The sequence below is a fragment of the Nocardiopsis sp. JB363 genome (assembly GCF_900143625.1).
GTDB lineage: Bacteria > Actinomycetota > Actinomycetes > Streptosporangiales > Streptosporangiaceae > Nocardiopsis.
Genome location: NZ_FRFF01000036.1, coordinates 1 through 15,224, shown reverse-complemented (window position 1 = coordinate 15,224; position 15,224 = coordinate 1). Strand labels below are relative to the sequence as shown.

6 protein-coding genes and 1 pseudogene are annotated in these 15,224 nt (G+C 65.2%); 6 read left to right on the top strand and 1 reads right to left on the bottom strand.

Annotated elements, in window-relative coordinates:
• Window positions 1-747 precede the first annotated feature (747 nt).
• The 5 genes from BQ8420_RS05860 (at window position 748) to BQ8420_RS32600 (ending at window position 12,626) form a co-directional block, all read left to right on the top strand.
• Window positions 748-4,224 carry a LamG-like jellyroll fold domain-containing protein gene (locus tag BQ8420_RS05860; protein ID WP_235005953.1) on the top strand — a complete coding sequence of 1,159 codons (3,477 nt, stop codon included), beginning with the start codon at window positions 748-750 and terminating at the stop codon, window positions 4,222-4,224.
• A 163-nt stretch (window positions 4,225-4,387) separates the two neighbouring features.
• Complete coding sequence (locus BQ8420_RS05855) at window positions 4,388-11,452, top strand: RHS repeat-associated core domain-containing protein (RefSeq protein ID WP_369825472.1); 7,065 nt, start codon at window positions 4,388-4,390, stop codon at window positions 11,450-11,452.
• Window positions 11,424-11,966 carry a DUF4265 domain-containing protein gene (locus BQ8420_RS05850; RefSeq protein ID WP_160049271.1) on the top strand — a complete coding sequence of 181 codons (543 nt, stop codon included), beginning with the start codon at window positions 11,424-11,426 and terminating at the stop codon, window positions 11,964-11,966. Before BQ8420_RS05855 ends, BQ8420_RS05850 begins: the two co-directional genes overlap by 29 nt.
• Before the next feature lie 415 nt (window positions 11,967-12,381).
• Window positions 12,382-12,501: a hypothetical protein gene (locus BQ8420_RS33265; RefSeq protein WP_394335818.1), complete on the top strand. Its 120-nt coding sequence runs from the start codon at window positions 12,382-12,384 to the stop codon at window positions 12,499-12,501.
• Entirely contained in the window at window positions 12,471-12,626 is a 156-nt protein-coding gene (locus BQ8420_RS32600; protein ID WP_235005952.1) for a hypothetical protein, read from the top strand. The genes BQ8420_RS33265 and BQ8420_RS32600 overlap by 31 nt, the downstream gene beginning before the upstream one ends.
• Window positions 12,627-12,753: 127 nt before the next feature.
• On the opposite strand, the pseudogene BQ8420_RS05840 reads toward BQ8420_RS32600, so the two are convergent.
• Window positions 12,754-13,957: pseudogene (locus BQ8420_RS05840) on the bottom strand (IS110 family transposase).
• A 252-nt stretch (window positions 13,958-14,209) separates the two neighbouring features.
• Between BQ8420_RS05840 and BQ8420_RS05835 the strand changes: the two are divergent.
• Window positions 14,210-15,224, top strand: a 1,015-nt coding sequence (locus tag BQ8420_RS05835; RefSeq protein ID WP_235005951.1) for a site-specific integrase, incomplete at its 3' end; no start/stop codon positions are given.

The window sequence follows — 15,224 nt, the reverse complement described above, 5'->3', positions numbered from 1 at the left end:
GGGGTTTTGTGGCGCACCCGGCAGGATTCGAACCTGCGACCGTCGGATTAGAAGTTCTATGGTCACGTACCGTCACGTGTCACTTCGTGCCGTTGTGTCCCGCGCCATCCGAATCGGGATGTCGTTCTGTGTCGCTTCGTGCTACCCGGTGATGCCCCGGTCCAAAACTGCGGAGCGCGAACGGAGCACACGCGGCCCGTTGACGGAGTCCGATGGCACCTCACGAGATCTTCGTAGGTCGTGGACCACCCTTTGCTCACAGGGTGAAGTAGTGGACAGCGGAACCACAAAGGTCGTCCCCATGCCGTCCACGCCATCATTCTCTCAAGGGGGCATCGCATCGTCTCTCTTGGAAGAGGTTGTCCCCATCAGTCAATCCGACGGGACTCGGTATCTGACTCCCTTCACCTTCTGATACGGCCTCCTCTGCGTGGAACAGCAGGTCAACCATGTCGGTGGTCATGGGGTGAGGGTCAAACCTCGATCGCCTGTCCGATCTCGGCCATGCGTACATCGAGAGGCGTGCTCTCGAGAAGACCTCCAGCTCACCAGGCCAGGACTCAGGGTTGGTGAGGTGAGTCACATCTTCTTTGTTCGTTTTGTCCTGCTAACTTCCCTTTCGGTTTCAGGACCACGGACGAGGCCGTCCCGCGATCGGGGCGCATCCCGCAACTCGTCCATCCCCCGCCTGAGCCTAGAGAGCACACAGCCATGTCCCGCGCCGTGCACGCAGTGACCGCTGCCGTCATGTCGACAGTGCTGGTCATCTCCCTCCTGCCTTCGACCGCGCACGCCGACGAAGAGCCGGACCAGCCCTCGGATGAGGGTTCGATCTCCACTGAGGCACTCTTCGAGCAAGCCGCCATCGCGCAGGCCCAAGAGACCGGGGAACCGGTGGAGATCACCGGGGCCACCACCGAGACCACACGCCATGTGGCCAACCCCGACGGCAGCTTCACCATGGAGCAGAACGCCCACCCGGTTCGGGTTCGTGACGGCAACGGTTGGACCCCGGTCGACACCGACCTGGTCATCGACTCCGAAGGCAACGCGCGCCCCAAGGCAGTCGTGGCCGACATCGTCTTCTCCGGCGGTGGTGACACGACGTTGGCGAGTATCGGTCTGGGATCCAACTCTGTCGCTTTGGGCTGGCACGAGGCACTGCCCACCCCGGTGCTCGAAGGGGACAAGGCGACCTACCCCGATGTCCTGCCCGACGTGGACCTGGTGCTGACCGCGGGGGTCGACGGGTTCGGACAGGTGCTGGTGGTGCACACCCCGGAGGCGGCCCAGCACGAGAAGCTGGCCGACCTGGAACTGGGCCTGGCCACCGAAGGCGTCACCATGCGCCTGGGCGAGCACGGCAACCTGGACGCCATCGGAGACAAGGGCCAGGAGAGCGTGTTCAGCGCGATCGCCCCCGCGATGTGGGACTCCTCAGGAGAGGAAGCGCTCGAGGACGCCACCGATATGGCCCCCACCGGAGCGCGTACCGCCCTGGTGGATGTGGATATGACCCCCGACAGCATCCGTCTGGTGCCGGACACAGGGATGCTCACCGACGAAGCCACCCAGTACCCGGTCTACATCGACCCTTCCGTGGCGGTCAGCAGGGTGGGCCGCACCTACGTCAACCGCAGCTACCCCACCCAGTCGTACTGGAACTACTCCACCTCCCACACCCCCGGTGTGGGATACGAACCGGCCCAGGGCACTACCAAACGAGCGTTCTGGCGCTTCAGCATCGACTCCCGTACCCGCAACGCCGACATCACCCGAGCGACCTTCCGCGCCAAGGTCACCCACGCCTACGGATGCACCAACGCCAAGGTGGAGTTGTGGCGCACCAACGCCATCACCTCCTCCACCACCTGGAACTCCCAGACCTCGGCCTGGCGTACGAAGCTGGATACCCGCACCATCAACGCCGGCCGTTCGAACTGTTCGGGCGGTGCCTCCCCGACGGTGGAGTTCAACGCCACCACCGGATACGTGTGGAGCCGCGACGCAGGCAACGCCACCACCACCCTGGGGCTGCGTGGTAACGAGACCCGCTCCTCTAGCAACCACGACTGGCGACGCTTCGCCTCCAACCCCACCCTGCAGGTGGACTACAACAACCCGCCCCAGATCCCGACCCGTCTGTCGGACTCCCACGGCGGACCGTGCGCCACCGATCCCGACAACCCTCGGCTGATCAACCAGACCCGCCCCACCTTCACCGCCTACGTCCGCGACCGCGACTCCACCTCCGCCAGCCGCCAGAAGGTCAAGACCCGCTTCGCCTGGTGGGTGGACGGCGAACGCGTCGATGACGTGGACACCGCCATGACCGACATCGCCGTGTGGTCCTCAGGCTCCTTCCAATCGGTGCGATCGGGAACCCTGCCCGAGAACGTACTCATCGCCTACCGCGCCAACGCCAACGACGGCGTTTCCTGGTCGGGCTGGTCCACCCACTGCTACCTCATGGTCAGCACCGACCGCCCCGACACCGGCCCCGAAGTCACCTCCACCGACTACCCGGCAGGCGACACCTTCCACGGCTCCCCGGGACTGCCCGGAGAGTTCACCTTCGCCAACAACGGAGTGGAAGACGCCACCGGCTACAAGTACGCCCTCAACGACGACTCCTGCGTCAACGAGATCGACACCGACACCCCAGGCGGTTCGGTCACCCTCACCCTCACCCCCCGCTTGGAAGGCCCCAACCGGATCTACGCCCGCACCGTCGACGCCTTCGGTAACTCCTCCGACTGCGTCCTGGCCTACACCTTCCTGGTCGCACCCCCCAGCGACCCGGTCGCGCACCTGACCTTCGACGAAGGCCAAGGCGATCGTGCCGTCGACGCCATCGACCCCGACCGAGGCGCCACCCTCTCCGACGGAGTGCAGTGGGTACGTGGCCGAGTAGGCACCGTGGACAACCCCGACACCAACCCCACCCCCCGCTTGAACGGCACCGCCGTCCACACCAGCGGCTACACCGACGGGGACCCCGGACCCTACGACCAGATCAACGCCGACTACCCGGCCGTGGACACCAGCGGCACCTTCTCGGTCTCGACCTGGGTCAAACTGGACCGCGCCCACGCCCACCACACCGCCGTAGCCCAAGAAGGCGACGAACAGAGCGCCTTCCACCTGGGCTACCAGGGCAACACCGGCGAATGGGTCTTCAAGATGTCACCCCAAGACCAGTACTGGGATGGCTCTCGGGAGTGGGCCACCATCACCTCCTCCACACCGGCCCAGGTCGGGGCATGGACCCACCTGGTAGGCACCCACGACTCCGAAACCGGAGAGATCGTCCTCTACGTCGACGGCATCCGCCAGGGATCGGCAACCCACACCGGCTCCTGGAACGCCACCGGACCCCTGACCGTCGGCCGCGCACTGTTCCAAGGCACCGGCAACTACTACTGGCCCGGAGCAATCGACGACGTCAAGGTCTGGGACCGCATGGTCCTGGACGAAACCGTCACCGACGCCGAAGAACACTCCGAAGTCTGGAAGTTGGCCAACCGTCCCCTGGCACCCGAAGGACACTGGGCACTGGACGAATACCAGGGCACCGAAGTGGCCGACTCCACCGACCACGACCTGAACGCCACCCTGCACGCGGACCCCGACACCGCGTGGGACCAAGCCGAGAACGACGTCACCCTCTCACCCGGGGTACGGCTCAACGGCGACGACGAATACATCCAAGCCACCGGGCCCGCACTCCAAAGCGACCGCAGCTTCACCGTCGCGGCCTGGGTCCGTCTGGACGAGACCGGCCAAGGCATCAACACCTCGGCCCTGAGCCAGTCCGGCGAGTTCCAGAGCGGCTTCCACCTGGGCTACCAAGGCTCCAACGGCAACTGGACCTTCAAGATGGCCCCGCACGACGACGCCCCCACCGACGGGTCTGCCGGCTGGACCTACACCTACTCCACCACCCCCGCCCGACTGGGGGAATGGGCGCACCTGGCAGGTATCTACGACCACACCAACGGTCAGTTGATCCTCTACGTCAACGGCTTCGAGGAATCCCGCGTGGCCATCGACCACGCCTGGCACGCCGACGGCCCGGTGCGCATCGGTAGTGGTCAACACCGCGGATCCAACACCTACTTCTGGGCCGGTGACCTCGACGACGCCCACACCTACCAAGGTGTGCTCGACGAACGCGAGCTCTCCCAGGTCTACGCGGGACAGATCCCCACCCCGCAGCTCTGACCCGGGCTCCACCCCTCGACCCCCTACTTCCCCCATGTGACCGTCACCCTGCCCACGAAGGTGGGGTGACAGGAGGCCTGCTGTGACCGCCCACAGTGACACCCCTGCCCCGTCCCGCCCCGGGCCGATCCGCCGCGCCATCCTCTACCCGGTGGCCTTCGTGATGATCGCCGGACTACTGAACACCCTTCCGGCGTCGGCCACCGCCTTCAATCCACGCCCGGAGGTGGCCGAACAACCCTCCGTCGAAGGGCAAGACGCGGTCGCCCAGGCTTTGGTCGAGGACAACGCGGTCGCCGAGGCCGCGATGAGTGATCCGGCCGATGTGACCTGGCCCGAGGCCACCAGCATCGACGTGGACCTGGGACAGAGTACGGCCCAGAGCCTCAGCGCCCAGGAGGACTCACTGGTCACGGTGGGGGCCATCACCGGGGAGGAGTTCGAGGACTGGCAGGTTCCCGAACACTGGGAGCGGATTCTCGAAGAAGAGGCCGTATCCGGGGCCGAGGAAACAGACGATGCCCCCGCGCCTGTCGAATCCGAGGAAACCGAGCTGGAGCGGGAACCCGAACCGACCGAAGAAACGACTCCCGCAGAGTCGGATGGCGAGGCATCCGACGGCGGAGATGGTTCCTCCACCGATCAGGAACAGAGATCCGAACCCGCTGTCGGTGAGGGCGAAGAGCCTGATGAGGAAGCCCAGGCCCGCACAAGCCCCGAAGCAGTCGAACCGGTCGAGCTCCCCGAACCCGAACCTGTCGAGTCCGTCCACGTCGAGATCTTGGACCGAGCCGAGACCGAGACCGCGGGGATCAGCGGTCTTGTGCTGCGTGTGAGTCGCACCGATGACTCACCCACCGTCGCACCGATCGAACTCGGCATCGACTACTCCGACTTCGCCGAGGCCTTCGGTGGTGATTACGCCTCCCGTTTGACCCTGACCGAACTCGACGAATGCGTACTCGACGACTCCTGCGCCACCGAGGATCCCGTCACCCACGATTCGGTCGAACTCCTGGCCAACGATGTTCAGGAACACCGCGTCACCGCGCAGGTGAGTGCCGCACCCCAGGGTGCCCTTGTGGCCTTGGCCGCTGCCCCGGCCGGTGGAAACGGTGACTACGGCGCCACCCAGCTCTCGGCTGCCTCCAGCTGGAACGTCAACAACCAGTCCGGTGACTTCTCCTGGTCCTACGCATTCGCCACCCCACCCGCCCCCAGCGACCTCAACCCGGCCATCGGCCTGGGTTACTCCTCCGGCGGAGTCGATGGGCGCATCGCCACCTCCAACAACCAGACCTCCTGGATCGGTGACGGGTTCGCCTACGCCCCCGGCGCGATCGAACGCCGCTACTCGGCCTGCGTGGATTCCGGCCATAAGACCGGTGACCTGTGCTGGAACACCGACAACGTCACCCTGTCGATGACCGGCCACTCCGGGGCCCTGGTCAAGCACGACGATGGTTCCTACCGGCTCTCCAACGATGACGGCACCAAGGTCGAACGCCTTACCGGCGCCACCAACGGCGCTCACGAGGGCGAGTACTGGAAGGTCACCACCCCCGACGGTACCCAGTACTTCTTCGGACGCAACCGCCTGCCCGGCTGGTCCAGCGGCGACCCCGAGACCAAGTCGGCTCAGACCATGCCGGTCTACGCCGCCAAGGCCGGCCAGCCCTGCTACGACTCGACCTTCTCCCAGTCATGGTGTCAGCAGGCCTACAAGTGGAACCTCGACTACGTCGTGGACGTGCACGGCAACGTCATGACCTTCTACTACGACGCCGAGACCAACCAGTACGGTCGCAACCTCACCAACACCGCCACCCCCTACGTACGCGCTGCCAACGTCGCCCGTATCGAATACGGGTTGCGCAAGAGCGACGTCTACGCCACCGCCCCGGCCCGAGTGCTGTTCTCCGACTCCGAACGGTGCCTGGTCACCGACTCCTTCGACTGTGCCGCTGACAAGCGCACCTCCGGCAATGCCGAGCACTGGCCCGACGTACCCCTGGACCAGGACTGCAAGACGGGCCAATCCTGCGCGGGGCGCCACTCGCCGACCTTCTGGTCCACCAAGAAGCTCGACGCCATCACCACCCAGATCCGTGACGGCGATTCCTACACCGACGTCGACACCTGGAACCTGGAGCACTCCTTCCCCGAAGCCGGGGACGGTACCGGTCCCACCCTGTGGCTGGACTCCATCGAACACGTCGGCAAGGTCGAGGGCACCGAAGCACTGCCCAAGATCAGCTTCGCCGGCACCCAGATGCCCAACCGGGTCGACTCACCCACCGACGACATCGCTCCCATGCTCCGGTGGCGCATCACCTCGATCTACACCGAGTCCGGTGGCCAGTTCGACATCACCTACTCCCAACCCGAATGCGAACCCGGCAAGACGCCCAAGCCGCATGAGAACACCATGCGCTGCTACCCGGTGCTGTGGACGCCCGAGGGCGGGGTGGAACTGACCGACTGGTTCCACAAGTACGTGGTCACCGAGGTCAACGAGGTCGACCTGGTCTCGGACCAACCGACCATGACCACCAGCTACGACTACGTCGGAACCCCGGCTTGGCGCTACACCGAGGCCGACGGCATGGTCAAGGACAAGTACCGCACCTGGGCGGACTGGCGCGGCTACGAACGCGTCATCGTCCGAAGCGGCCACGAAAACGAAGAACGCACCGAAACCGAATACCTGTACTTCCAGGGCATGCACGAGGACAAACTGCCCTCGGGTAAACGCTCGGTCTCCATCACCGATTCACGCGGGGTCGAACACACCGACCACAAGGAACTGCATGGCATGGTCCGTGAGGTGATCGTCCGCGACGGTGAAGACGGCCAGGACATCACCCGCGAGATCAGCACCCCCTGGTGGCGGGAGACCGCCAAGGTCACCCACGACTGGGGTGAACAGACCGCCACCAGGACCCAGACCGAACGAATCGTCAGCCTCACCCGCCTCGCCGATGATTCCTGGCGCCAGACCAGGGTCGACAACACCATCAACGACGACGGCGCCATCACTCGCGTCCGCGACCACGGTGACGTCGACGTCCAAGGCGACGAGAAGTGCGTCAACACCACCTACGTCAGCAACACCGACGCCTGGATCCTCAACCTCGTCTCCCGGGCCGAGACCCTCGCCGTGGACTGTGAGGACACCCCGAAGCGGCCCGAGGACGTCATCACCGACGAACTCGTCATCTACGACGGCGGAAACCACGGGGACGCCCCCACCACCGGGTTGCCCACCAAGACCCGCAAACTCGACTCCTACGCCGAGGGCGAACCCGTCTACCAGACGGTCGATCAGACCGAGTTCGACACCTACGGCAACACCATCTCCGAGACCGACGCCGCCGGAGGGGTGACCACCACCGAATACACCTTCACCACCGAAGGCCTCCCCGAATCGGTCACCGAGACCAACCCCCTCGGCCACACCACGACCACCACGGTCGACCCCTCACGCGGACTTCCCGTCTCCGAGACCGACGCCAACGGCGCCACCATGACCATGGCCTACGACCCACTCGGGCGCATGACCCAGGTATGGCTACCCGACCGGGACCGGGCCACCCACACCCCCACTGCCGAATTCGAATACCACGTCCGTCAGGACGCACCCACCTCGATCATCACGCGGACCCTGCGCACCCCGACCGAGTACGTCACCGGCTACGAGATCTTCGACGCCTTCCTCCGGCCACGCCAGACCCAGAGCCCGGCACCGGGTGGTGGACGTGTGGTGACCGACACCTTCCACGACACCCACGGACGCGAGGTCAAAGCCCGGGACGCCTACTACAACGAGGACGACCCCGGGGACACCCTCTTCGTCGTCAACAACGACGCCGATATCCCCCGCCAGGCCGTCACCCTCTATGATGGCGCCGGCCGGGTCACCGACAACCTGCATGTGGCCTTCGGCGAGGAACGCTGGCGCACCAGCACCGAACACCACGGTGATCGCACCCTGGTCACCCCAGCCGATGGTGCGGTGGCCACCACCTCCATCGTGGACGCCCAAGGCCGCCTGAGCGAGGTGCGCACCCACCATGAGGGGGTGCCCGAGGGCGCCTACGACGCCATCACCTACACCTACGCCAAGAACGATGCGTTGGCCACGGTGACCGACCCCGAGGGCAATGTCTGGGAACACGCCTACGACCTGCGCGGTCGCCTGGTGAGCACCGACGACCCGATCGCCGGTACCACCACGATGAGCTACAACGAGCTCGACCAGATGGTCTCGGCCACCGATGCCCGCGGCCAGACCCTGGCCTACACCTACGACGCCATCGGCCGCCAGATCGCCCTGCACGATGATTCACCCGAAGGTGACAAACGGGCCGAGTGGGTCTACGACACCCGTGCCTTGGGCCACCTGACCTCTTCTACCAGATACGTCGACGGGAACGCCTACACCACCTCGGTGGTCAGGTACGACCAGTTCTACCGTCCCACCACCACCGAGGTCCGCATTCCCGGCGACCAACCCATGTTGGCGGGTCGCTACCGCTTCTCCACCCAGTACAACCTCGATGGTTCGGTCCGAGCCCTGACCCTGCCCGCCGCCGGTGGGTTGGGTCAGGAGACCATCGGCTACAGCTACAACGAGCTGGGCATGCCCACCCAGATGTCGGGGTTCACCGACTACGTCACCGACACCGTCTACAACAAGACCGGTGAACTGCGCCAACTCGCTCTGGACATCGGGGTATCGGGCACCCACACCACCTGGATCACCCACGACCAGGACCCCGCCACCGGAAGAACGACCGAGACCACGCTGGTGCCCGAGCGTGGGGTCACCGGGTCACTGGTGCACCAGTACTACACCTACGACGACGCGGGCAACGTCCTCAACCTGCGTGACGAACCCACCGCCGACCACCTCCAAGCGGACGTGCAGTGCTTCACCTACGACCACATGCGTCGCATGACCGGGGTGTGGACCCCCGACGCCACGGGCGAGGAGGCCTGCGCCGACCAACCCTCGGCGGACGCGCTGGGTGGAGCCGCTCCCTACTGGCACTCCTACACCTACGACAAGCTCGGCAACCGTGAGACCGAGGTTCAACACGGACAGCCGGGCGGCGACATCACCCGCACCTACCACCACGGTGGTGCCACCGATGTGGCTCCACAGGCACTGACCAGCGTCGAGGAGTCCGGACCGGCCGGTGATCGGCTGGAGGAGTACACCTACGACGAAGCCGGCAACATGACCGGCCGCACCACGGCCTCCCGTGAACAAGACCTGGAATGGGACGCCGAAGGCAACCTGTCCCGCGTCGTGGAAGAGGACGGCTCCCAGACCTCCTACACCTACGACGCCGACGGTCAGCGGCTGATCCGTGAGGACCCGACCTCCACCACGCTGTACCTGCCGGGTATGGAACTGCGTCTGGACAAGGAGACCTTGGCCCAGGAAGCGACCCGGTTCTACTCCCACGCCGGGCAGGCGATCGCGGTCCGCCAGAACGACGGCACCCTGTCATGGATCTACGCCGACCCGCACGGGACCGGCCAGGTCGCGGTGAACGCACGGACCGGTGAGGCCACCCACCGGCACATGACGGCCTTTGGAACCCAGCGCGGTTCCACCGGAAACTGGCCCGCCGAGCGTGGTTTCGCCAACGGCACCATCGATGCCTCCACCGGGCTGACCCAGATCGGTGCGCGGGCCTATGACTCTGCTCTGGGCCGGTTCATCTCGGTGGACCCGGTGTTGGACGTGACCGACCACCAACAGATGCACGGTTACGCCTACGCCAACAACAGCCCGGTCACCTACACCGACCCGGACGGGCGGGCGTCGTACCTGATCGTGGACGGGGTCAACCCGGACACCGGGCGCCCGTTGATCTACTCGCCGGTGCAGCGCAACGGCAAGCACTACTGGTACTCCCACTCGGATGGTAAAGCGATCCGTTCCACGGCCAATGGTGCGGTGGTCGAGCAGTGGTACAACGTGACGCCGATGCGGACCACCGCCAAGCAGCGGCAGTACATGCGCGAGCACCAGGCGCAGCAGGCGGTGTTGCGTCAGCAGCGTCAGGCGCAGATGGAGAAGGCCGAGGCCAAGCAGAAGCTGATCAAGGCCGCGACCGGGTTGGCGCAGTTGGTGGCCGATGAGCTCGGTATCACCGCGGGGTTGGAGTGTTTCACCTCTGGTGATCTGGGTGCGTGTGGTGAGACCGCGGTCAACGTGGCGTTGATGTTCGTGGGCGGGTTGCCGGCCAAGATCGCCGCGAAGTACGGGTTGCGGTGGGGTAAGGCTGCCGAGTTGGGGCGCAGGATCTCCGCTCTGGGTGGTGAGTTGATCGATGGGATCAAGGGCCTGAACCGGGCCAACCGCAAGCTCGACAACGTGAGTTGTCCGATCGGGAACAGTTTCGTTCCGGGCACGGCGGTGGTGATGGCCAACGGGTCGCCCAAGCCGATCGAGGACGTCGATATCGGCGAGAAGGTCCTGGCCACCGACCCGGAAACCGGCGAACAGTCAGCCCGGACGGTGTTGGCCACCATCGTGGGCTCGGGGTCCAAAGCCCTGGTGCAGATCACCATCGATCCGACCAGCGAACGTGATGCCCCGGAAGGGGACGAGGCGGGTTCGGGTGAGGAATCTGAGGGTGTTCCCGGTCCGGTGGAGGCCGGAGATGTGATCGTGGCGACCGATGGCCACCCGTTCTGGGTTCCGGACCTGGGCTTGTGGGTGGACGCGATCGACCTGGCCCCGGGCATGTGGCTGCAGACTTCGTCCGGGACCTGGGTGCAGGTTTCCGCGATCGAGGCCTGGACCGCCACCGCCACGGTCCATAACCTGACCGTGCAGGGAGTCCATACCTACCACGTGGCTGCTGGGTCACTGGATGTCCTCAACCACAACTGCAACAGAGCCGGTTTGGATTTCACTGATGCCGAGAGGCAGAAGGTCTACGACGCTAATGCCGCGAGGAACGGCGGCGATTATAAGTGTGACTACTGTGGGCAGACGGTGGAACGACGCGCATCACGAGACGCCAATGGAAGAACCGTCAAGGGGAGGCCCGACGATGCCCAGATCGACCACGTAGAGCCGAAGGCCAGTGGAGGACATGGTGGCGACCATAATGGAGCGGTGGCTTGCCGTCGATGCAACAGAGATAAGTCTACGAAACCTCTGGAGGTTTGGGACGATGAGCTCAGAGATTTCCTCGATGGTTAGCGTTGGAAAGTCGACGGGGGACGATAAACCTGAGAGGCTGTACAAGGTAGCCTTCGATCTCCCCGAAGAGACAGCTCACTGGGCGTGTGCGTCTGCTGAGCGACTTTGGGTTGGGAAGACTTCCGTGAAGATGGAAGTTCAGGTTCGGAATATCCCCTTCTATGTGAAGGGTGTGGCTTTCGAAGATATCGTGCGAGTCAGGGTTGATCACGATCGCAGGGAGCTTGTGTTCAAGGAGTTCGTTTCTGAATCCGGCCATTCAGCGGTCCGCATTATCATCAAAAGTGACGGCGTGGAAAGGGAAGTCGAAACCATGCTTCGCGCCTTTGATTGTTCCTGGGAGATTGATGCAATCGGATCTTTGTGGGCAATCGATGTGCCGCCGAATGTTGATTACGCACCCCTGAGAATCGCCCTTCTTAGCATGGTCAGTGAAGAGAAAATTGGCATCGAAGAGAGCGCCCTTGCGAGGGCTCACGTCGGCGAACTTGGGTTGCCAGGTTCAGGTCATTAATATGGCCCAAAAAAGCCTCTCTGTGGGTCATTTTTGTGAGGCTTTACAGTTTAATTATGATAAATTAAAAGGCCCCGATTCTGTTGTCTGGTCTGGATTCTTCAGCGGGGGTTGATCGCTGAGGGGTCCGGTGGTTCACCCGTTATTAAGCCGGAATCTGTTGGTTCCTGGGGTGTTGCAGGTACATGAGCGATGACGATGACCTGCGTGTGGACATGCGCAAGCTCGCGCCCGCCCAGCAGGAAGCACTGTCTCGGGCTGACTGTGGTGGAGGCTTAAGCGTGTGCTGGGATCGCCTCCCGTCGCTCAGTACTGATCTTTGAGGTGGGTATTGACGGGCGGGGATTCCTGGCGTGTCATAAGGCATGGAGGCCACCCCGAACCCCCTACCCCTGAAGAACGCCACGACCGTCGTATGCTCGCCTCTGCCCTGTTCGAGGCCGGTAGGCATTCCCAAGCCCAGATCACCCGCATGCTCGGTGTCTCCCGCCATGCCGTTCACGTGTGGCACAACGTCTGGACCCCGCCGCCCTGACACGCATGACCACCGCCGCCGACCCGGCCGTGCTCATCATCGACGGTAAGAGTGTGCGGGGCTCGCGCACCCGCGCCCACCAGGCAGTGCACCTACTGGCCGCGATGACCCCACCGGACACGTAGCCGCCCAGATCCGCGTGGCCGACAAGACCAGCGAGATCTCCGCGCTCAAGGACGTCCTTGGCGGGTCGGACATCGAGGTAGTGGGAGGCTCTTGTGACAGTGAAAGACATCTCACGGTGCTTAGTTGTCAAGCCGCCGCCGCTACCTCGACCTCTGGGAAGGGGGTGAACGCGCGTTGTTCGTCGAAGAGCTGACCGGTCTGCAAGCAGTGGAAGAGCTGCCCCAGCATCCGGTTGAACAGGTGCCGTTGAGCTTGAGCGTGCCAGTCACCCCGGTCCCGCCGCCCCCGGTAGTGGGCGTAGGCGCCGGGCGATGCCTTCAGGGACGAGAACGCCCACAGGAACCCGGCGTTGATCAGCCGGTCGTTCTTGATGAACCGTCTGCCCACGAACCGCTTCTTGCCCGAGGCACGGGTGATCGGGGCGGATCCGGCGTAGGCCTTCAGGCTGCGGGCGTCAGCGAACCGGGTGCGGTCGTCGCCGATCTCGGCGAGCACCCGGGCGCCGGTCAGCACCCCCCAGGCCGGGGAAACTGAGCAGGATCTCAGCGTCCGGGTGCGCACGAAAATGCGCCTCCACCGCCTCAGCGAGCTCGTCGGCAGCCTCGCATGCGGCGTCCAGCTGGCGCAGCAGCGCCAGGAGTTGGATGCCCAGGGCGTCCTCGACCCGTTGGGGCTGGCGGGCCCACTGACTGCGGAAGATCCCCTGGAGCCGCCTGGCTTCGTCCTCGATGCCGCGCGTGCGGCCGGCACGTTTGAGCGCGGATCTGAGCTGGGACAGCGACAGCCTCTCGGCCTTGGCCTGGGTCGCAGCCATGGCCAAGACCGTTCGGGCATCGCCCCGTGCCAGGCCGTACTGCTTGGACTGGAACGCCTCCAACGCGGCCGGGTAGTACTCGCGCAGCAGGGAGCGGACCTGGTTGACCAGCTGCTGGCGGGCCCAGACCGCGTCCTGCTGGGCGCGGGCCACCACCGCCAGCGCTTGGACCTGCCCGCTGTCGTCGGGCAGCGACCGGTGCGCCGCCATATCGGTGCGCAGGATGTTGGCGAGCACCAGGGCGTCCCCGGGGTCCGATTTCTTCCGAGAGAGGCTGTGTCGGTCGCGGTAGCGTGCCGCCGCGAGCGGGTTGATCGCGTACACCTTCCGGTGTCCGGTGCGCAGCGCGGCCACCAGCAGTCCGCGGCTGGTCTCGATCGCCACGGGGATCGGATGCTCGGCGGTGTCGTCGTGCTCGGCGAGAACCTCCAACAGTTGCCGGTATCCGTCGGCGTCATCGGTGATGCGGAGTTTGGCCAGCCGGGTTCCGGTGTCGTCGACCAGGGCGACCTTGATGCGTGTACTGGAAGGTTTTCTCCAAGGGAAGACGGGTGACCCTGGAGAGTTGCTCGTCGGGGCTGGAGTAGGACGCCTGTACTTGCTTCCGCCTGAGGGCTGATACTGGTTTCAGGGGTGTTGGTCATGTCCGGATCGGGTTCGGTCTACAAGCGGTGCGGGTGCCGAGGGGCCCAGGGCGCGAAGGCCAGGAAGGGCCGCTGTTCGGGGCTGGCAAGGCGCGGTCATGGGAGTTGGTACTTCACCCTGGACTTGGAACACACACCAGGCGGCAGGCGTCGCTTGCGCCGAGGCGGGTTCGTTTCCCGGGAAGCCGCGCGTGAAGGGCTGCGCCAGGCCCGGGAACTGGAGGGGGTCGATGCCGACCCGGCCGTGTTGACGCTGTCTGCGTGGTTGGAGCGGTGGCTGGCCACCCGTACCCGGTTGCGGCCTTTGACCCGCACCAGTTACACCGAGCACATCCACCGCTATCTCACACCTCATCTGGGCGCGGTGCCGGTGGAGGAGCTGACCCCCACCCTGGTGCAGGAGGCCTTCGAACAGATCCGTCACCGCACCACATCGGCAGGGGGACAGGTGTCTGCGGCCACGGTGCAGCGGATCCGTGCCACGTTGCGCGCGGCGTTGAACACCGCCGTGCGCGAAGGGCTGTTGTCCTCCAACCCCGCTCAAGGGCTGCGGTTGGACCCGGGGGCGGCGGGGCGGCCGGTGGTGTGGACCGAGCAGGCCGTGGCCGAATGGGCCCACGGCGGGGTTCGGCCGGTGGTGGCGGTGTGGACGGTGGAGCAGACCCGCTACTTCCTGCAGCATGTGGGTGAGCATCGGTTGTACGCGCTGTTCCACCTGGCGGTGATGACCGGGTTGCGCCGCGGTGAGGTGGTGGGCCTGCGCTGGCCCGACATCGATCTTGTGGGCGGCACGGTGCGGGTGGTGCGCCAGCTCCAGTGTCACCGGGGTGGGTTGGTGGAGTTGGCGCCCAAGAGCGCGGCGAGCCGCCGCATGTTGGCGTTGGACCACACCACTTTGGGGGTGTTGCGACGTCACCAGTGGCACCAGCAGAACGAGGCCGAAACCCAGGGGCGGGTGTGGGATCCGCGCGGATTCGTGTTCACGGCTTTGCGGGGCGGTCCGATGGCTCCTGATCGTCTGTCCCGCCTGTTTCGCACACTCAATACCGAGAGTGGGTTGCCGCCGGTGCGGTTGCATGATCTACGGCACGGGGCGGCGACGTTGGCGTTGGCGGCGGGGGTGGAGTTGAAGGTGGTCC

Coding starts and splice junctions, on each gene's coding strand:
- BQ8420_RS05850 (WP_160049271.1), top strand. CDS start 11,424: ATGAGCTCAGAGATTTCCTCGATGGTTAGCGTTGGAAAGTCGACGGGG.
- BQ8420_RS33265 (WP_394335818.1), top strand. CDS start 12,382: ATGCTCGCCTCTGCCCTGTTCGAGGCCGGTAGGCATTCCCAAGCCCAG.
- BQ8420_RS05860 (WP_235005953.1), top strand. CDS start 748: ATGTCGACAGTGCTGGTCATCTCCCTCCTGCCTTCGACCGCGCACGCC.
- BQ8420_RS05855 (WP_369825472.1), top strand. CDS start 4,388: ATGATCGCCGGACTACTGAACACCCTTCCGGCGTCGGCCACCGCCTTC.